The following is an 18386-nucleotide window of genomic DNA, read 5'->3' as shown; positions in this document are numbered from 1 at the left end:
TTTCATGAAAATAATTAAAATTCCATTAGCTGTCTTCATTCAGAATACAAATAAAAAGCATGAACTCCCCTATATGGCAGGAATCCATGCTCCGCTCTGCTGATCAGCAGCCGGTGTGTAAATAATATCCGTCGGATCAAACACTTCTTCCGCTTCACTAACCATTGACCCTATCTTTTTCAGGTATAGTAACGCTTCCCGGCAAAAAGCCTCATCGGAGAACGACGGACCGGCTTCATGGCTGCTTTGGCAGAGGACTCCATTAGAATACCACCTCTTGCTCCTTCCGCAGCCGTACAACTCTTCCGCCCAGAACCGAATTATGATGCCTTACAATCTCAGCCCCGCTGAGACCGGCATTGTCAAATGTGCTATGCGCATCCTCAACCAGCACACTGTTGTAGCCCAAGCTGTAAGCGCGCCTGCAGGTGGTATCCACACAGAACTCGCTTTGCATACCGCAGATCACCAGATCGGTGATGCCGAGGCGCTGGAGCTCATCATGCAGCCGTGTCCGGTGAAAGGCGTCCCAGGTTGGCTTCTCGACAATCAGTTCACCTTCCCGGGGAGCGGCATGGCTGCTGATCTCCCACGTCGGAGTGCCTCTGGTATATTCTTCGTCCTCTGTATGCTGAATATATACAACAGGTGTACCTGACGAGCGGGCTTTATGCAGCAGAGATACAATTCTGCCCGTCACCCCCTCTTCATCATGCAGCTTCATACCGGGGTATGAGAACATCGCCTCTTGCACATCGATAATTACTAAAGCCGTTGACTGGTCTGCCACTGTAACACTCTCCCTTCACCCTCGAAATTTCACTGGCGGACTGCTCTATCTACGGTACCGATTATACCAGAAGTGCAAGCGGAGAGGCCCGGGTTTCTTATTGTTTTTTGTCGGAGATGACCAAAATAAAGGTCGCAACCGGTCCTAACAGCAGTGACAGCAGAAACCAGTTAAGCCCGCTTCTATTCTTTCCTTGCGCCAATCCGGCATTAATTAACGCCAACGTCCCCCAACCTGCATAATACCCGTTTTCCATCGCGGTTTCCTCCCGAGTATATAATTCATCACACGTAATACACGAGCAATGTAAAGATGTTCCTCCATTAAAGATATTTTATGGAAATCAAATGATGCCCGTTTGATTGGGCCGGAACAGTAATGCCCAAGCAGTATAGCGCGAAAAAAAGGACTCCTGCAAATGCAGAAGCCTGCCGTAGGCCACGACAAAATCACCCCACTTTTAAGACTCTAAAAGCGGGGAAAGAACTTACGGGACGTCGTACTACTTCCCGCGCTTATTATGCCAAATGAGTGCATGCAGCTGCGGGAGCACCCGCGCCTTGTTCATCCCGGGATCGGCGATGACCTGCTTGAACAGCCATTCCAGCCGTCCAAGCAGGCGGGCCGAGATATCGCCCTCTTCCGTAACATTCTCATTGCCCGGCTGCAGATAGAGCGGTACATCGGGATACCGCCTGTGGATGCTTTTCGCATACTGATAATCCTCATCGTCAAACACCACAACCTTCAGGCTGTGCGCAGAGCTGCCCTGCGTCTTCATCTTGTCCATGATGCCATCAAGCATCTCCCAATTGGTCTTCATCCCGGAGCTTGGCGGCTTGGGGCTGACCGTCAGAACATCCACATCATAGAACCAGTCCTGCCAGCGGCTGCCCTGCGTTTCGATGGCGGCCTGGATGCCGCGTTCGTGAAGCATCCGGATGAATGTGCCCATGCCTTCACCAATCAACGCCGGGTTCCCCCCCGAAATTGTCACACAGCCGAAATTGTCTCCGGCCAGCGCATTAAGCTCAGCCATAATTTCCTCCGGCGCAAGCATCCTCACCTTATCCTTCGCCGAGCCGTCCCAGGTAAATGCGGAATCACACCAGCCGCAGCGGTAGTCGCAGCCGTAGGTGCGGACGAACATCGTTTTGACGCCGATAACCGCACCTTCTCCCTGGATCGTCGGGCCGAACATCTCAATGACCGGCAGCTTACTCACAATCACAGCCCCCATGCAGGCGATAGGCTGGCCCCGTGTCAGGAATGTCCGCAGCCAGCACCTCCGCCCAGGAGGTCGGCGTTTCCCACAGCTTGACAGAATACAGCGGCAGCGACGCCTGTTTCAGCTTATAGGCAATATAGGCCGACAGGTTCTCGACCGTTGTACGGAAGGATAGCAGCGCTACCTTGGAGCCGGTAACCACCAAGGTTTCCAATACCGGTTCATTGCCCATAGCGAGAAAAGCATGATCCAGGTGATCCACCAAACTCTCCTGCACCGTTGCCTTGAGGTCGCTGAAATCAACCACAAACCCTTCGTCAGAATGCCCCTCCTCTACCAGCGGCTTGCCCTTCAGCACCACCTCAAGCTTGTAGGTGTGGCCGTGCAGGTTGCTGCACTTCCCCTTGTGCCCCACCAGCTGATGTGCAGAGTCAAAAGTAAATATTTTACAGACGGATACCTCGCCCAGCATCAGGAACCGACCTCATTTCTTTCCGCTTCATACTGCGCAAGTCCCCGCTGCCGCAGCTGACAAGCCGGACAGGTGCCGCAGCCGCTGCCGATAATTCCGTTATAGCAGGTCAGCGTATGCTCGCGGATATATTCGAAGCTGCCCAGCTCGTCAGCCAGCTTCCAGGTTTCTTTTTTATCCAGCCACATCAGCGGTGTGTGAATGACGAACTCATAATCCATCGACAGATTAAGCGTAACATTCAGCGACTTCACGAATACATCCCGGCAGTCCGGGTATCCGCTGAAATCAGTCTGGCATACCCCGGTAATGATATTGGAATATCCAAGCTGCTTGGCAAGAATCGCTGCAAAAGAAAGAAACAGCAGATTGCGGCCATCTACGAACGTGCTCGGCAGCTCCTCCCCTTCACCCGCGGCAATCTCAATATCATTACGGGTCAAGGCGTTTGGCGCCAGCTGGTTCAGCAGGCCCAAATCGAGAATATGCTGCTTCACATTGAATTTCCCGGCGATTTCCCTGGCGACCTCAATTTCCGCAGCATGGCGCTGATTATAATTGAAGGTTACCGCTTGCACCTCTTCAAATTGCTGCAATGCCCACACCAGGCAGGTGGTGCTGTCCTGTCCGCCGCTGAATACGACTAATGCCTTTTTGTTCATAGCTGCTGTCTCCTCTCCCTTGCCCTCAGATTAACGGTTGTCCACTTTCTCAGGATACAGGTCATGATTGATCAGCCGGTGCTCGGCCATCGCTTCATATTTGGTTCCCGGACGCCCCCAGTTGCAGTAAGGATCGATGGAAATGCCGCCGCGCGGGGTGAACTTGCCCCAGACCTCGATATAGCGGGGCTCCATCAGGGAGATCAGATCATTAATAATAATGTTCACGCAGTCTTCATGGAAATCCCCATGATTGCGGAAGCTGAACAGGTAGAGCTTCAGTGACTTGGACTCAACCATTTTTTGCCCAGGAATGTATGAGATGTACATTGCGCCGAAATCCGGCTGGCCGGTAACGGGACACAGGCTGGTGAACTCGGGACAGTTGAACTTGACAAAATAATCACGGCCCGGGTGCTTGTTGTCGAACACCTCAAGGATATCCGGGTCATAGCCGAATTTATATACGGTGCCTTGGTTGCCCAGCAGGGTAACCTCCCGCATTTCCTCTTTCAATCTGCCTTCTGACATGACAAAAAACCCCTCTCTTTTCCCCCGGCTGCCCGCCGGAACTGGAAAGAAGAACGAGTTTCGAAAACTTGGCTCTACTAAGAAGATACGCCTTTCCGCTCCTTGATGAACGGACGTAAGTGAGTGACTGGCAGGCGCTGTCTTTTTGCGCACAGCATAACGGGAAATAAGCACAGGCGTTGCCTATCCTTCCCAGGCCTTTTGGATTTCAAGGACTTTGTATGCAATTGCGGTCTTAGTTTTTTATAGAGGGAGTTTGCGAACCTCTCCTGCGCCTCAGGCGCAGATTCTTCTTAAATTCATTGTTACTTGCGAATTGAACTATACCATGTCCGGCGGTCGGTGACAACCCTCACAGGTGATCCAGAATCAGTGAACAGAGCATACCCAGCGCGGCGACAAGTCCGGTCAGCGGTCCGCCGTCCTCATAAGCCTCCGGCATCATGCTGGAGGACACCATAGAGATAATCCCGCCTCCGGCAAAAGAGGCAATCAGCGCCGTTGTCGATCCGCTGATTGCTGATGAAGATACCCCTAACCACGTTGCAATCAGCCGGCAGGCAAAGCGGCGCTACTCTTTTCCCGTCCTCCAAATCCAGAACGCTAGAATCCCCATCCACAGCAGCATTAGAAGGCTTTCAATTAAAAGCGGCCCCTCGCCATTCAGGATACTGTCCAGATTCCCGACGACTTCAATACTAGGCAAAATGGCAAACAACGGGTACGTCCAGGGCGGAAGCGCCAGATATAAGGAAGCGGCCAGAAAAAAAACAATCATCACCGCAGAGCTTACAGCGGCACCATTTTGGGATGAGCTGACCTTCAATCCGATAATCATGCCGGTTTGTACAAAAATAAGGCCCCCTGCCAGCATATAAGGCAATAAAACTATAAAGCTCATATTGAGCCCCTGGTTAAGCAGATACACTATTATTTGCGAAAGCACGGAAAATAACAGCACCGCCGCTCCTTTAGCCGCAATAATCTGACCTCTGCCAAGCGGGGAGACAAGCAGCGCATCAAAGGTTTTGCTCTCCCGTTCTTCAATTAGTCCGGGCCCGGTCACCATGATTCCAACCATCACCTGGGCAAACAATATCCATGTGGACAAAAGCATGAAATTAAGACCGCTTCTGTCCATAACAGCAATGATAACCTTGGACATAAATATCGGCAGCAGTAGAAGGATAAGAAAGGAAGGATTGCCGAGCATATCCCTCGCCTCATGTCGCATCAGCTTCAGAGCCAGCTTCAACTCAGCTCACTTCCCGTCAAAGCCGCAAAGACATCGGCCAGCGTGGCTTCCCGGCTGTGCAGGCTGATCATCCGGCCGCTTGCCAGCAGGCCATAAATATGATCCTTGGTGGACTCTTCTGCCACAGGCCAGCTTTCGGTGATCACCCGGTTCTCATTCCAGTATTCCGCCGTAAACTCGTCTTTGCCATAGGCCTGCTTCAAGCTCTGCGGAGAATCAAGTGCAACCAGTCTTCCTGCATGCATGATCCCGACACGGTCGCTTAATTCTTCAGCCTCGTGCATATCGTGGGTTGTAAGAACAATCGTCGTGCCCTCCGCTTGGATTCTTCGGATATAATCCCTGATTAAGACTGCCGAGTTGGGATCAAGGCCACTGGTAGGCTCATCCAGAAACAGCACCTGCGGCTGATGCAGCAGACTTCTTGCGATCAGCACCCGCTGCTTCCAGCCCTTTGACAGACTGCCCGCCTTGGATTTCTGACTCTCCGCCAGTTGGAGACTATCCAGCACTTCATCAATGCGGGACAGGGAAACGCTGTACAGCTTGGCGAACAGCTCCAGATTGCTGCGGATCGAGCTGCCCATGTAGAGGTTGGGAAGCTCAAACACAACTCCGACTTGGGAATGGATTTTCTTTTTATGATGCAAAATATTCATACCATTAATTAAAATCTCGCCGTCACTGGGTTGAAGCAGTCCGGTCATCATACGCATCGCGGTTGTCTTCCCCGCACCGTTGGGACCGAGAAAGCCAAATACCTCGCCCCTGTCCACCGTAAAAGACAACCGGTCTACCGCCCGCTTTTCCTTGAAAAATTTAGAAACCTCCATAAGCTGAATCAATGGCTCAACCACCTTCATGAATTGATTTGGCCCTGCTCAAGCTTATTCTTGGTTGTGAAGGAACATTCCTGACAGTTCTCTCTCCTTAACATTCGCCAATTCTCCATCCCTTCCTGGTTCCCGGCAAGTGAAGCTGTGGCAGAACTATGGATTCAAATTCGAAGAAAGGGGTAACTTAAAATTAATAATCTCCATAGATAAGGATGGGATCATCTGATGGATCAAAGTGTACAGAGGCTTATGGATTGGCTGACCGCCCAAGCGAATGAAACGATTGTAATTGACAAGCAGGAGATGAACGACCTAGATACCGTTCACTTTACTCTGGACACGGTGGATTACCGCAATGCCGATGATGTTATTGATGAATATCTGGACAGTGCGCTGATCTTGCGCGGCTCTGGCAGTACTCTGAACAGAGACGGCGAGCTTGTGCCCCTTCCTCAGCAGAATTATGAGATTGCCGTCAGCGGGCTTCACCTGGATGCAGTCGATGACAGCAAGGTTGAACTGCGGACGGAGCGAGCGAAATATTCCATCTCCACCAGCTGAATAAGTCCAATAATACGTAATATCACGGGGATTGATGAGAAGTTATTTATCGCCTGAAGCTTTCTGCGATAAATAGAAGGATAATTTATAGCGTGGAGCATAAAGATTTTTATATTTTTCAAAAAAAAGGACGCCGCCTATTGGACTGCGTCCTGTTTCCGTTCATTCTTCGCCGATAATCTCGACTTCCGTCTCCAGCTCCACGCCGAACTTATCCTTTACCGCAGCCTGGACATGATGAATCAGACCGATGTAGTCCTTGGCGGTCGCATGATCCGCATTCACAATAAACCCTGCATGCTTGCGGGAGACTTCCGCTCCGCCGATTCTTGTCCCCTGAAGCCCGCTTTCCTGAATCAGCTGCCCGGCAAATCTCCCTGGAGGCCGCTTGAAGACACTACCGCAGGACGGATACTCCAGCGGCTGCTTGGATTCACGCTGGCGGGTCAATTCATCCATTGCGGCTTTGATTGCCGCGGGATCACCCGGCTGCAGGAGAAACCTGGCTTCCAGCACAATGAACGCCCCGCTGGCGAAGATGCTTTTGCGGTAGCCCCACTCCAGCTCCTCGCCCTGCAGCGTCACCAGCTGCCCGGCTTTGCTGATCGCAAGCGCGCTTTGCAGCACATCCTTGACCTCTCCGCCGTATGCACCGGCGTTCATGTACAGCGCTCCGCCTACAGTCCCCGGAATCCCGCAGGCGAACTCAAGCCCTGCAAGCCGCTTCTCAAGGGCAAACCTGGAAACATCAATAATCTTTGCGCCGCACTGGGCATAGAGCAGATCGCCTCTTAGCCCCATTTCACTTAAATCAGAGGTCTGGAGGACAATTCCGCGGATGCCTCCGTCGCGAATAATAACATTTGAGCCGTTACCCAGAACAGTCAACGGAATTTCATTTACGCGGGCATATGTAACAATGGCCTGAACTTCCTCATACGTCGCAGGCTCCGCCAGGATATCGGCCTGGCCTCCCATCCGGGTGAACACATGGCTCTCCAGCACCTCATCGCGCTTCACTGCTCCAGCTGTGACCAGCTGCTGCAGATCCTCATGTATTTTGCTGATATTCATCCTCTCTGCTCCTTTGACACTATTAAAAGTAATCACAACTTTAACAACGAACAGGCTCCCTTGTCAATGACGGGAGCCTGCTGTCTGCTGTTTATATAAACATTATGAGTCAGATTTGACGGATATAACCTATCCTTGGGCGGAGGCCGCCTTCTTGCGGAATTCCACCCGCCGGATTACCCGTTCTTCCTCTTTCAAGCGGGGACAGGTGTAACAGTAGCTTCCGCCTTCAGTTCGGTAGTACATGCAGCAGCGGTTTCGAATCTGCACGGTCTGTTCCGGATCGGCCAGCGCTTCTATCCTGCGCACTTTAACCAGAAAAGGGTTCCGCTTCAGCCCGAAAACCTCTGCCGGCAGACCATCCTTGAGGTAACTGTAATCCTCCTGCAAAGTGTATAACAGCTTGGAATTCTGAAGTCCCGCCGTGAACAGCTCGATATAATAATTGAATTTGGTCGGCAGCTGTCCCCATATTTCCCCCAGGCTGAGGCCGCTGGCCTCCGACATGCTGCACAGCAGCGGCGCAGCGGTATCACTGTAGAAGCCGGCAAGTATTTCATTGCGCCAAGACTCCCGCGACTCTTCCGCAGGAGCTGCCTGGATGTTCCAGTCCTGCAGCGAAAATGCAATCCGGCAATACCCGTCCGCCGGAATGAGATGAACTGTCAGATTAGACAGGCTGATTGCCGGGACTGATGAATAGACGGAGATTGAATATTGCACTGCAAGCGCCACACTCGAGAAATAACTGCCGAAATATGCTCCGGCCGCTTTGTCGTCCAGCGCCTTCATCAGAGGACGGTAGCAGGCGATGAAGGTACGCGCCCCCTCTTCTTGAACAAGCTCCGTTGCCTTAAAAGAATGGAGCGCCTCCGCAGGCGGGGCAGGATGAAGATCAAACTTGCTGATCAGCTCTTGGGTCAACGCCTCATTCATGCCGCTCTCCCCCTACATCCCTACAGCTTTGTAAGCCGCCAATTCATAAGGCAGGCAGAGAGGCACGCCCGTGCGCGGATCAGGCACAATATCCGCTTCAATGCCGAATACCTCACGCAGCACAACAGGCGTCATAACCTCAACCGGAGAGCCTTCGCTGATTACAGTTCCGGATTTGATTGCCACCATATGCTGCGCATAACGGGAGGCATGGTTCAAATCATGCACCACCATAATAATCGTGCGTCCCTCCTCCTGATTCAGCTTCTGCAGGAGCTGGAGAACCTCCAGCTGGTGAGCCATGTCGAGAAAAGTCGTAGGCTCGTCCAAGAACAGAATATCAGTCTGCTGAGCCAGGGCCATCGCAATCCAGGCCCGCTGGCGCTGGCCCCCTGACAGACGATCAATCGCGCGGTCGTGGAATTCCTCCATCCCCGTCACGGCAATCGCATTCGCGATAATGCTGCGGTCTTCCGGAGTAAGCGTACCAAAGCCCTTCTGATGCGGATACCGTCCATAGCCGACCAGTTCGGATACAGTGAGCCCATCAGGAGCGGTGGGATTCTGCGGCAGAATTGCCAGCTGCCGTGCTACCTCCTTGGTGGACAGGTTGTGGATCGACTTGCCGTCGAGCATTACACTGCCGCTCTTAGGCTTCATGATCCGCGCCATGGTCTTGAGAATGGTGGATTTCCCGGAACCGTTGGCTCCGACAAGCGCTGTGATTTTCCCCGTCGGAAGAGACAGGTTCAGCCCCTTGACAATCACCGCTTCAGCATACCCAATGCTTAACTGTTCTGTGTTCAAGCGTTCCGACATAATTTTCACTCCTTAAAAGTTTTATGGAGCTTTTGCTCCCCTAGATATTACTTCGCAATAAAACTCGCTTCGAAAGCATTTGCTTAAGTTTTATGGAGCTTTTGCTCCTATAGAAATCGCTTCGCAATCCTGCGGATATCAGGCCTTGGATCTGGCCAGCAGATATAGAAAGTATGGTGCGCCTATGATCGCTACCACAATTCCTGTCGGAATCTCGGAGGGCTGGAGAATCCAGCGGCCGACCGTATCGGCGGTCAGCAGCAGCAGCGCGCCAACCAAAGCGCAGGCGGGCAGCAGGATCTGATGCCTTGGACCCACGATCCGGCGGGCCAGATGCGGGGCGATCAGTCCCACAAAGCCGATGCCGCCGCTAACGGCGACACAGGAGCCGGCCAACGCAACTGCGGCAGCCAAAAGCAGAATGCGTTCCCGCTCCACCGGCATGCCCAGACCCGCAGGCGTCTCGTCTCCAAGGTTCAGAACATTAAGGACTCTTGCCTTATAGAAGGCGAACGGCAGCAGGATCGCAATCCAGGGCAGCAGCGCCAATACAAAGCGCCAGTCGCCGCCCCAGATCTTTCCGGCCAGCCAGGTGGCTACAAATTGATAATTCTGCGGATCAAGCCGCAGGGCCAAGATCAGCTGAAACGCATAAATTCCTGCACCGACGGCAATTCCGATAAGAATCAACCGTGTCGGCGACAGACCATCCTCTCGGCGGTAAGCCAGAAAATAAATCAGCGTTGCAGTAAGTGCGGCCCCGGCCAGCGCCAGCAGCGGCAGCATAAAGATTGGGGCTGCTGCAGTTGCCGGGACGAAGGAAATGAAGATAAGTACGGCAAAGCCTGCTCCGGCATTGATGCCAAGTGTTGAAGGCTCCGCCAGCGCATTGCGCGACAGACTCTGCAGGATGCAGCCTGCAACGGCAAATCCCGCCCCGACGAGCAGGGAAATAACGATCCGCGGCAGGCGGAAATCAAAGAGAATCAGCTTTTGCTGCGGGCTGCCTTCTCCCAGCAGAGTATGTAAGACTTCAAGTGGAGACAATCGGATAAGCCCGGTATTCATGCTGATGATGAACATCGCAGCTATAAGAACCGCCAGCAGAGATAATATGGTGGCCTCACGGCTTCGGCGCTTTTTCGGGGCGGCAGACTGCAGGCTTCGGCTCATGCCAGTCCTCCCTTGCGCTTGCTGGCCAAATAGATGAAGAAAGGCACACCGATTACCGCAATCAAAGCGCCCAGCGGGGTCTCATAAGGTGCGTTGATCATCCTGGCGGCAATGTCGGCAAAAACAATCAGCACACTGCCAAGCACCGCAGAGCAAGGAATAATCCAGCGGTAATCTACCCCGACCAGAAAACGGGTAACATGGGGAATGATTAACCCGACAAAAGCGATAGGTCCGACCGTGGATACTGCTGCTCCGGCAAGAATTACAACAATAAGGATGCCGGAGGTTTGTACCAGCCGGGTCCTTTGCCCAAGGCCTGCCGCCACATCCCGGCCCAAGCTGAGCAGGGTGATGGAGCGTGAGAGCAGCAATGATCCTACAAGAGCTGCCGCAACCCAAGGAAACAAGATCCGCAGCTGTGTCCAGCTCGTACCGCCGATCCCTCCCGCCATCCAAAAAGCGATGTCTTGCGAGAGATGGAACAGAATTGCAATGCCCTGGCTGAGCGCCAGCAGCAATGCGCTAACGGCGGCTCCGGCAAGAGTCAACCGCAGAGGGGTCAGACCGCTATGGGACAGTGAACCAATCCCGAAGACCAGTATGGACGCTGCTGCGGCTCCAATGAAGCAATAGAGCATGATATACATGAAGGAAAGCGAGGGCGCAAAGGCAAAAGCCAAAGCCAAGCCCACGCCTGCCCCCGCATTAAGTCCCAGCAGACCGGAATCCGCCAGCGGATTGCGTGTCATGCCCTGCATGATCGCACCGGCCACAGCAAAGCATGCGCCTACAATAGCTCCAGCCAATGCACGGGGAATCCGCAGCTCCCGGATCACCTGATGCTGGGGCAGCTCGGGGTTGAAATGGAACACAGCCTTCCATACGGAAGCCAAGCGGATATCCGCCGCCCCCACCGAAACGGAAAGCGCCAGACCGAGAATAATGACTCCAAGCCCCGCAATCAAAATGACAACAGCTGCTGCAGGCCGGGTTTTCAACTGCTTCTCCCCTGCCGGGCCGGTGGGAGCTGTTGAGTGTGTGGATGTGACCATAAGTCGTCCCCTTACCAGAATAATTACTGACTATTCAAATGATAACAACTATCATTCTCATTATCGCAAATCTATGATTGATGTACAAGCATTCAATTTTCTGAAAAAAGGTGCAGCACCGCGTATCCCGGGATACAACGGCCTGCACCTTCCATGTGCCCGGCAGTGTTTTTTCACCCGGGCTTTCAGGACTTTTTTATTTCACAAGACTGCTTAAGACATCGTCTATGGTTTTGGAATTGGCTATGGCTCCGCTGTACAGCCAGCTATGGCTGGCATCAAACTCATGCACATTGCCTGCTTTGACGGCGGGAATGCCCTTCCAGATCGGACCTTCCAGAATTTCCAAGCCTTCTGTTTTGTCGCTGTTGACCAGGAAGATATGATCTGCAGTCAGCTCAGCCAGCTTCTCCAGAGAGATCGGGTTCCAGGTTGCTCTGGAAGCGGCAGGAATCTCTGTAACGAGATTAGGCAGCTTCAGACCAAGGTCGCCGTACAGCACAGCACCGCTGCTGCGTGTTTCGTCCACAATATAGAAGTTCTTTTGAACAAGCCACAGAATCGCTACGGATTCATCTCCAATGATACCGGAGATTTTTGCTTTGGCATCGGCGGCTTTTTGATCGTAAGCAGCAATTGCCTGCTCGGCTTCTGCACTCTTGTTCAACAGTTCGCCAATTTTGAGCAGGGACTTCCGCCAGTCTTTGCTGATCTCGTCGCCCAGCACATACGTAGGGGCAATTTTGTTCAACTGGTCATAGAGGCCGTTCTGCACAAGGGCTTCCGACTGAACGATATGAAAATCCGGTGCAAAGCTGGTTACAGCCTCAAGCGGAAGATCATAGCTAATCGTAGGAACATCCTTCAATTCATCGGACAGATAATCCTGAACTCCGTTAGTCACAGACCATTGGGCTACCGGAGTTACCCCAAGCGCCACCAGATAATCCTCCATATACGATGCCAGCACGCGCTGCGGATTAGCCGGAACAGTCACCTCATGCCCCATAGCATCCGTTACTGTTTTTTCAACTGCCGGCGCTTCAGTTGCCGCAGGCGCTTCTGTAGCATCAGCTGAAGCTGCCGGTGCGTTAGCCGCCCCTCCATTGGAGTTGGCGCTGTTGTTATTGCCGCAAGCGGACAATATAAGCGTCAGGGTCAAAAGCGCGATTGAGGCCAGCTTCATGCGGCCGGATCTCTTCAGGTTAAACGAAATCATTAGTACCCCTCCTGTGTGTGTACAATCTATATTGGTCAAAGGCCTTGTGCGCCTTCGCCTCACTTCATTAAATGATATTGATTCTCATTCTCCGTGTCAACATAATTATTATTAGCAGGGTTGGCTTTCTGTTAAGTTCTCTAATGAAAGAAAAAAAGGCCGCCCCCAGCGTCTGCGGGAACAGCCAATATATGACAGCCATCTGTCTATTTGTGCAAATGATAAGGTACCGTGGCAACGACGATATCTTTTTGATTCATCAGATAAGAACGGATGAACAGGCTGGTCTGATTATGCAGGACCGCCTGCCACCAGTGCCTGGTAATAAACTGTGGAATAAGCACTGTAATATGGTCAGTCGAAGCGGTCTTCCATTCCACCGTATCTATAAATTTGACGAGCGGACGGATAATGCTGCGGTAACGGGAACGGAGCACAATCAGGCGGACCCCCGGATTCCATTCCTCCCATCTTTGCTCTATTTTATTAATTTCTTCTTCATCAAAGCCAACGTACACCGCCACCACATTATCCGTCAAGGATTTGGCATAGCTGATGGAATGCAGAACGGCCCGGGTTACCCCAGATACAGGAACGACCACCGTGCTTCCCTTGATGCAGGGCTTATCCGTTGCCGGACAAATGCGCAGCTGATCGGCAGTGTTGAGATAATGGCGGTGTATCCGGTGGAACACGAACATTACAACCGGCAGGAAAATAAAGGCCATCCAGACACTGGAGAACTTCGTGATAATGAAGATAAGAGTAATGGTCAGCGTGGTCAGCATACCTACAGTGTTAACCGCGAATTTATTCTGCCAGCCTTTGGGCCTGGTCTTGAACCAGTGCACCATCATGCCAAGCTGGGACAGTGTAAAAGGAATAAATACCCCCACCGCATACAAAGGGATCAGGCCCTCGGTATTTCCGTGAAAGGCAGCAACCAGTACAGCCGACAACACACCGAGAAAGATAATGCCGTTCGAGAAGCCCAGGCGGTCTCCACGGACCATAAAGGCATGGGGCAGATACTTGTCTTTGGCGAACATAAAGGCCAGCAGCGGGAACGCCGAGTAGGCCGTATTGGCTGCCAGGAACAGAATGACAGCTGTGATCCCTTGTATGAAAAAGTACAAACCGCCGCGGCCAAAAGTAGATTCGGCAATCTGGGACACAACCGTAGCCTTTTCATCCGGCGTAACTCCGTACCAGTAAGCAAGAAGGGTGATTCCGGTGAACATAATACCCAGGATCAGTCCCATCATCATCAAGGTTTTGGCAGCATTTTTCTCCGCAGGCGCCCTGAAGTTTGGAATAGCATTCGATACAGCCTCTACTCCTGTCAGGGCCGAACAGCCGGAGCTGAAAGCCTTAAGCAGCAAAAACAGACTGACATTGGAGACGGCCGCCCCGAGCTCGGGAACATTGGCATGCGCTCCGCCGGTTGCATACTTGAATAACCCCGCAAGAATCAGTACAAAGATGGATACCACGAACAGATACACGGGAATAGCTATGAAAGAAGCAGATTCCGTAACGCCCCGCAGATTGACAATGGTCAGGAGCAGAATGACGGTTACGGCGATAAGCACACTGTGGTCATGAAGACTTGGAAAAGCAGAAGTAATGGCATCTGTACCCGCCGAGGCACTGACCGCAACGGTCAAAATGTAATCCACCAGCAGCGACCCTCCTGCGAGAAGTCCGGTAGGAATGCCAAGATTGCTTTTGGCAACAATGTACGCGCCTCCGCCCTGCGGATAAGCAAAGATAGTCTGCCGGTAGGATAAAATCAAAATAGCCAGCAGGCCCAATACGGCTAATGCGATTGGCAATGAGTACCAGATGGCGGTAAAGCCCGCGGCCACCAGCACAATCAGGATTTGTTCTGTTCCGTAGGCTACAGACGAGAGCGCATCAGATGACAGGACAGCCAGTGCTTTCACCTTGGATAACTTTTCATGATCGAGTTCGTTCGACTTCATCGGACGCCCGATCAATAGTCGTTTTACCTTGCTTACCATTGTTGTAACAGTTCCTCTCTTTGTGAGTTGAAACGGAAGTACCGTGCGCCGTTTTCATTGGTGGATTTCATAAATGCAGGCACAAAAATAAGCATACGGAAATGATCCGCATGCTCACGCATCGTCATTCTCCCACCATTGCTTACGAGGTTAGCTGGCGGATTCGGGCTGTGGTAGCCCTACGGTTGCAGCCTTGCAGGCCGTTCCCGATTCACCCCGTTGGCGCTTAGGCCAAGTTGGTTCCCCCGTTTTTCCTTACGGAAAATTCAGCGCATATTCAACTTCTCACAAGGACTAATATTAGTCTACAATGCGCCTTCCGTAAAGCGGTGAAAAAAATGAAAAAAGAATGAAAACCATCCAATTAACGCAAACGTACGATAAGGGATATCCGGCTCTTTCATTCTCTGCGATTATCCCTTTATCACGTGTCTTTTCAGGGTTTGATTCATATTTGTGTCAGAAATTCCGGAAATGGATTGCCCTCTAAATTCTGCTGTGGCATTCCCTACTCTACAGTGTCTTCCTTACGGCCGGTCCAGAGCAAAATCGCGATTAGAGCAAAGGCAATCAACGCCAGCAAAGGGATGGTAATGAATCCGAAATAATTCAAATAATCCTTGTTGCAGGGAACGCCAACCGTGCATGGAAGTACCTTGCTGAGGGCGGGAATCTTCTGCTCGGCATAATGATACAGAGAGATGCAGCCTCCAATCAGGCTTAGGGGAAGCACATAGGGAATAATCTTTTTGTCATTCCGGTATGTGGCAATGCCCAGCAGTATCAGCTGCGGATACATGAAAATACGCTGGAACCAGCATAGCTTGCAGGGCTCGTACTTCAAAACTTCACTCAAATACAAGCTTCCTGCTACAGCAATAACGGACACAAACCAGGCCAGGTAGAGACAGTGGCGTCTGCAGAAAGTAGAGAACCTCATCACTCGGCGCTCACTGCTTCGGAAGCGGACTTAATCTGAGCGTCAATGGCCTCCATATTGAATGGCTCATCCACTTTGTACCCGTTGATAAACAGAGTAGGCGTAGAAGTGACACCGGTATCTTCGGCAAGCTGGGTGTCGGTTTGCAGCTCATTTTCATAGGTGCGTTCCTGGATATCCTTGCGTAAAAGGTCAAAATCAATAGGAAGCTCTTCCTTCTGCGCCAGGCTCACCAGAAAATCCTCTGTGGCCCACTCTGCGTTCTCATCCCCCTGATTGGCATAGAGAGCATCGTAGTAGGTCCAGAAAGCATCGCTGTTCTGATGATAGACAGACAATGCGGCCAGCGAAGCCGTTTCGGAATCCGGGCCGATAAAAGCCATATTCACGAAGTACAAGGCAGCCTTGTCCTGATTCACATACTCCTGGGCCAGCTGCGGCTTGATAACACTTGCAAAGCTGGAGCACGCCGGACATTTAAAATCACCGAATTCGACGATTTTTACCGGAGCATCTTCTTTGCCGAGTCTTGGCAGCCCGCTGTAATTGAAATCGACCGGTTTGCCTGAACCTGCCGTTGAAGCAGAATCCTTGGATGCAAGCATAAAAAGTCCGACAAAAATAATCACTACAATTGCTATGGTGCTAATGATCAGAATCCTCGTTTTCTGCTTCTGCTGCTCCAGCTCAGCCCTGCGTTTCTCCGCCTTGCTTACTTGGGGAACCATGACTTTGTTTTTTTTAGATTTGCTCAAAAGAGAGTTCCTTTCTGTCCCAACAGGACGATGATGAAACTATATCCTTTAAAATTATATAATTAAAACTCTCTGCTTGGCAAACCTTGGTTCAACCCGCTTCCGTCTTCTCCCGCTTCTTCCGGATACCCGGCTCCATCAAGTGCTTCTCCCGGGAGGTTGCCTCCATAGGCTGCAGCGGAATCTTAAAACTGAACACCGTCCCCCCGCCTTCGGCATTCTCCGACCATATGCTGCCCTCCATAAGCTCAACGAGCTTCCTGCAGATGGCCAGTCCCAGCCCTGTGCCGGGATATCTGCGGTTATGGGAAGCATCCACCTGGAAAAAGGGCTGATACAGACGCTGCAGCTTCTCCGGCGCGATCCCGGTCCCGGTGTCCCTCACATGGAACAGGAGTCCAGGTGATGCACCTTCCGCACTGCACGTCTCAACGGACACCGCTACTCCCCCTTCATGAGTAAATTTGACAGCATTTCCAATCAAATTAACCAGAATCTGGCGGAGGCGCGCACTGTCCCCGATCAGTTCTTCAGGAATGGACGGGTCCAGCTCAAGGGTCATCGTCAGCCCTTTTTGACTCGCAGCAACCGTGAACAGATTCATGCACTCCCGCATCAGCACAGGAAGCTCGAAGGGGGCTTTCAACAGCAGCATGTTCTCCGCTTCAAGCCGGGAAATGTCGAGCACATCGTTCATGACACTTAAGAGCGCAAGGCTGCTTGTATTTTGCAGCTTCAGCAATTCGAGAAGCTCCGGGACAGTGATTTCCTCAGCAAGCAGCTGGTTAATGCCAATGATGCCGTTAAGCGGAGTCCGGATCTCGTGGCTCATCGTGGCCAGGAATTCGCTTTTCATCCGGTCAGCGCTTTCGGCGGCATTTTTGGCTATAAGAAGCTCCTGCTGCTGTTCAGCCAAAGTGGTGATGTCTTCAGCGACAATATAGACGTAATTTTCTCTGTTATTCACCAAGGGAAAAACAGTGGTGCTGCAAATCAGCCTGTCCCCGCTTTTGGTTCTGACGGTCAGCTCCAGCTTTCCGGAGTGTCCTTCCGCCGCCCGCTTAATTGCTGCTGTAAGCGTCTTTTCGTCCCGAGCAGTGCTTAATACTTTTTTATAGTCACTCAGTTCCTCCCGGCCGTAGCCTGTCGTCCGGCGGAGCGAGGGATTGGCGCTGATGACTTTTTGGCGCAGAGGATCGATACATACCACCATATCCGGACTGAACTCGAATAGGGCCGTGTACCGCTGCTCATTGAACTGGGCGGAGAAGAGCACCCGCTTCCGGTCTCTGTACATAAGGCCAAGCACAACCGCCGCCACCAGCAGGAAGGTACAGGCAAGGATCATCCCCAGCAGCGAATCATTCAGCAGCGGGGTTCTGCCTGTGTAGACGGCCGACGCCGCATTAGCATAGGAAGCTCCGGCCATAGCTATATAATTCGTTCCCGACAGCACTGCGGCAAGAACAAGAATAAGCAGTATTTTCCGGCCGGAAAACATATTGTAGGGCTTCTCAACCCAACTGGAGTCGTAAGAAGCGGTAACCGCAGGAATCGCCAGCGAAAGTATAAAGGAACCGAATATCGACAGTATGCTTTGCTCAAAGGCCGCCGTGTATTGAGTCGCCAGCATCCCGCTGTAATGCATGACCAGAATGCCGCAGATGAAGAGCAAGCCGCCCAACCCAAGGGTCGTCTTATTGCGCGTACGGGAGTTATTAAAGAGCATAAAGAGCACGTAGGAAGCAGCAATAGGCACAAATAGCGAAAACAGCAGCAGCGGAAGGTAATAGGATACATTGCTTTGCGGCATCATTGCCCGCATGCTGATAAAATGCATACTCCACAACCCTATGCCCAGCGCAGTAGAGCTGATAAGGATAAAAGATGCACTCCTTTTGGAAGCACAATCCGCTCGGACAGATCCAAAGCTATGAAACAGGATAACCATGCTATTACAATAGAAAAGAGGACCAGCAAATCATTGTAAAATGAATGATCGGTCATCGGCCCCTCTCCTTTCTGCTCCTATGAATTTGATGTAGCGGGATACACT

General features: G+C 51.9%; 19 protein-coding genes, 1 pseudogene and 2 riboswitches. Of the genes and pseudogenes, 1 reads left to right on the top strand and 19 read right to left on the bottom strand.

Annotated features, from left to right (window positions below):
• Window positions 1-262 precede the first annotated feature (262 nt).
• The 9 genes and pseudogenes from HYD27_RS03905 to HYD27_RS03865 all read right to left on the bottom strand — a co-directional run bounded on the left by HYD27_RS03905 (window position 263) and on the right by HYD27_RS03865 (window position 5783).
• Entirely contained in the window at window positions 263-790 is a 528-nt protein-coding gene (locus HYD27_RS03905; protein ID WP_219211692.1) for a cysteine hydrolase family protein, read from the bottom strand.
• 97 nt (window positions 791-887) lie between these two features.
• Window positions 888-1046: a hypothetical protein gene (locus HYD27_RS03900; RefSeq protein ID WP_219211690.1), complete on the bottom strand. Its 159-nt coding sequence runs from the start codon at window positions 1044-1046 to the stop codon at window positions 888-890.
• 246 nt (window positions 1047-1292) lie between these two features.
• Window positions 1293-2015, bottom strand: a complete 723-nt coding sequence (gene queE, locus HYD27_RS03895) for a 7-carboxy-7-deazaguanine synthase QueE (protein ID WP_219211688.1) — start codon at window positions 2013-2015, stop codon at window positions 1293-1295.
• Window positions 2008-2490, bottom strand: coding sequence for a 6-pyruvoyl trahydropterin synthase family protein (locus HYD27_RS03890; RefSeq protein ID WP_219211685.1), 483 nt, complete (start codon window positions 2488-2490; stop codon window positions 2008-2010). Before HYD27_RS03890 ends, queE begins: the two co-directional genes overlap by 8 nt.
• Window positions 2490-3152, bottom strand: a complete 663-nt coding sequence (queC, locus tag HYD27_RS03885; RefSeq protein WP_219211683.1) for a 7-cyano-7-deazaguanine synthase QueC — start codon at window positions 3150-3152, stop codon at window positions 2490-2492. The genes HYD27_RS03890 and queC overlap by 1 nt, the downstream gene beginning before the upstream one ends.
• Before the next feature lie 30 nt (window positions 3153-3182).
• Window positions 3183-3683 (bottom strand): preQ(1) synthase, encoded by a 501-nt coding sequence (gene queF, locus HYD27_RS03880; protein ID WP_219211682.1) that lies wholly within the window; start codon window positions 3681-3683, stop codon window positions 3183-3185.
• 229 nt (window positions 3684-3912) lie between these two features.
• Window positions 3913-3956: riboswitch (PreQ1 riboswitch) on the bottom strand.
• 79 nt (window positions 3957-4035) lie between these two features.
• Window positions 4036-4176 (bottom strand): annotated as a pseudogene (locus HYD27_RS03875) (ZIP family metal transporter); the annotation flags it as partial.
• A 78-nt stretch (window positions 4177-4254) separates the two neighbouring features.
• Complete coding sequence (locus HYD27_RS03870; protein WP_219211681.1) at window positions 4255-4938, bottom strand: ABC transporter permease; 684 nt, start codon at window positions 4936-4938, stop codon at window positions 4255-4257.
• Window positions 4935-5783: an ABC transporter ATP-binding protein gene (locus HYD27_RS03865; RefSeq protein WP_219211680.1), complete on the bottom strand. Its 849-nt coding sequence runs from the start codon at window positions 5781-5783 to the stop codon at window positions 4935-4937. Before HYD27_RS03865 ends, HYD27_RS03870 begins: the two co-directional genes overlap by 4 nt.
• 216 nt (window positions 5784-5999) lie before the next feature.
• Here HYD27_RS03865 and ymzB point away from each other — a divergent pair, with 216 nt between their 5' ends.
• Entirely contained in the window at window positions 6000-6335 is a 336-nt protein-coding gene (ymzB, locus tag HYD27_RS03860; RefSeq protein ID WP_219211679.1) for a protein YmzB, read from the top strand.
• A gap of 162 nt (window positions 6336-6497) precedes the next feature.
• On the opposite strand, the gene murB is transcribed toward ymzB, so the two are convergent.
• From murB to HYD27_RS03810, 10 genes are all read right to left on the bottom strand, one after another.
• Entirely contained in the window at window positions 6498-7409 is a 912-nt protein-coding gene (gene murB / locus HYD27_RS03855) for a UDP-N-acetylmuramate dehydrogenase (protein ID WP_219211678.1), read from the bottom strand.
• Between the two features lie 129 nt (window positions 7410-7538).
• On the bottom strand, window positions 7539-8345 hold the full coding sequence (locus tag HYD27_RS03850; protein WP_219211677.1) for a (2Fe-2S)-binding protein: 807 nt from the start codon (window positions 8343-8345) through the stop codon (window positions 7539-7541).
• A gap of 12 nt (window positions 8346-8357) precedes the next feature.
• Window positions 8358-9164: an ABC transporter ATP-binding protein gene (locus tag HYD27_RS03845; protein ID WP_219211676.1), complete on the bottom strand. Its 807-nt coding sequence runs from the start codon at window positions 9162-9164 to the stop codon at window positions 8358-8360.
• Window positions 9165-9302: 138 nt separating this feature from the next.
• Window positions 9303-10337, bottom strand: a complete 1035-nt coding sequence (locus tag HYD27_RS03840; RefSeq protein ID WP_219211675.1) for a FecCD family ABC transporter permease — start codon at window positions 10335-10337, stop codon at window positions 9303-9305.
• Window positions 10334-11392 carry a FecCD family ABC transporter permease gene (locus HYD27_RS03835; RefSeq protein ID WP_219211672.1) on the bottom strand — a complete coding sequence of 353 codons (1059 nt, stop codon included), beginning with the start codon at window positions 11390-11392 and terminating at the stop codon, window positions 10334-10336. The genes HYD27_RS03840 and HYD27_RS03835 overlap by 4 nt, the downstream gene beginning before the upstream one ends.
• 196 nt (window positions 11393-11588) lie before the next feature.
• Window positions 11589-12611, bottom strand: coding sequence for an iron-hydroxamate ABC transporter substrate-binding protein (locus tag HYD27_RS03830; RefSeq protein WP_219211671.1), 1023 nt, complete (start codon window positions 12609-12611; stop codon window positions 11589-11591).
• A gap of 206 nt (window positions 12612-12817) precedes the next feature.
• The gene (locus tag HYD27_RS03825) at window positions 12818-14635 is read right to left on the bottom strand and encodes an APC family permease (protein ID WP_219211669.1); all 1818 of its coding nucleotides are present in this window, start codon (window positions 14633-14635) and stop codon (window positions 12818-12820) included.
• A 124-nt stretch (window positions 14636-14759) separates the two neighbouring features.
• A riboswitch (cyclic di-AMP (ydaO/yuaA leader) is annotated at window positions 14760-14917 on the bottom strand.
• A 226-nt stretch (window positions 14918-15143) separates the two neighbouring features.
• On the bottom strand, window positions 15144-15575 hold the full coding sequence (locus HYD27_RS03820) for a disulfide oxidoreductase (RefSeq protein WP_219211667.1): 432 nt from the start codon (window positions 15573-15575) through the stop codon (window positions 15144-15146).
• The gene (locus HYD27_RS03815; protein ID WP_219211665.1) at window positions 15575-16330 is read right to left on the bottom strand and encodes a DsbA family protein; all 756 of its coding nucleotides are present in this window, start codon (window positions 16328-16330) and stop codon (window positions 15575-15577) included. Before HYD27_RS03815 ends, HYD27_RS03820 begins: the two co-directional genes overlap by 1 nt.
• Before the next feature lie 91 nt (window positions 16331-16421).
• On the bottom strand, window positions 16422-18281 hold the full coding sequence (locus HYD27_RS03810) for an ATP-binding protein (protein WP_228744962.1): 1860 nt from the start codon (window positions 18279-18281) through the stop codon (window positions 16422-16424).
• Window positions 18282-18386: the final 105 nt, after the last annotated feature.

The organism is Paenibacillus sp. S150 (assembly GCF_019352175.1).
Classification (GTDB): Bacteria; Bacillota; Bacilli; order Paenibacillales; family Paenibacillaceae; genus Paenibacillus_AQ.
Note: the sequence above shows the minus strand (reverse complement) of the source record. Positions and strands in the feature narration are given on the sequence as shown.

What these genes read in the sequence shown, in the direction of transcription:
- murB (WP_219211678.1), bottom strand. Translation starts at nt 7,409, where the DNA reads ATGAATATCAGCAAAATACATGAGGATCTGCAGCAGCTGGTCACAGCT.
- HYD27_RS03825 (WP_219211669.1), bottom strand. Translation starts at nt 14,635, where the DNA reads ATGGTAAGCAAGGTAAAACGACTATTGATCGGGCGTCCGATGAAGTCG.
- HYD27_RS03830 (WP_219211671.1), bottom strand. Translation starts at nt 12,611, where the DNA reads ATGATTTCGTTTAACCTGAAGAGATCCGGCCGCATGAAGCTGGCCTCA.
- HYD27_RS03810 (WP_228744962.1), bottom strand. Translation starts at nt 18,281, where the DNA reads ATGGTTATCCTGTTTCATAGCTTTGGATCTGTCCGAGCGGATTGTGCT.
- ymzB (WP_219211679.1), top strand. Translation starts at nt 6,000, where the DNA reads ATGGATCAAAGTGTACAGAGGCTTATGGATTGGCTGACCGCCCAAGCG.
- HYD27_RS03845 (WP_219211676.1), bottom strand. Translation starts at nt 9,164, where the DNA reads ATGTCGGAACGCTTGAACACAGAACAGTTAAGCATTGGGTATGCTGAA.
- HYD27_RS03850 (WP_219211677.1), bottom strand. Translation starts at nt 8,345, where the DNA reads ATGAATGAGGCGTTGACCCAAGAGCTGATCAGCAAGTTTGATCTTCAT.
- HYD27_RS03835 (WP_219211672.1), bottom strand. Translation starts at nt 11,392, where the DNA reads ATGGTCACATCCACACACTCAACAGCTCCCACCGGCCCGGCAGGGGAG.
- HYD27_RS03820 (WP_219211667.1), bottom strand. Translation starts at nt 15,575, where the DNA reads ATGAGGTTCTCTACTTTCTGCAGACGCCACTGTCTCTACCTGGCCTGG.
- queC (WP_219211683.1), bottom strand. Translation starts at nt 3,152, where the DNA reads ATGAACAAAAAGGCATTAGTCGTATTCAGCGGCGGACAGGACAGCACC.
- queF (WP_219211682.1), bottom strand. Translation starts at nt 3,683, where the DNA reads ATGTCAGAAGGCAGATTGAAAGAGGAAATGCGGGAGGTTACCCTGCTG.
- HYD27_RS03890 (WP_219211685.1), bottom strand. Translation starts at nt 2,490, where the DNA reads ATGCTGGGCGAGGTATCCGTCTGTAAAATATTTACTTTTGACTCTGCA.
- HYD27_RS03840 (WP_219211675.1), bottom strand. Translation starts at nt 10,337, where the DNA reads ATGAGCCGAAGCCTGCAGTCTGCCGCCCCGAAAAAGCGCCGAAGCCGT.
- HYD27_RS03900 (WP_219211690.1), bottom strand. Translation starts at nt 1,046, where the DNA reads ATGGAAAACGGGTATTATGCAGGTTGGGGGACGTTGGCGTTAATTAAT.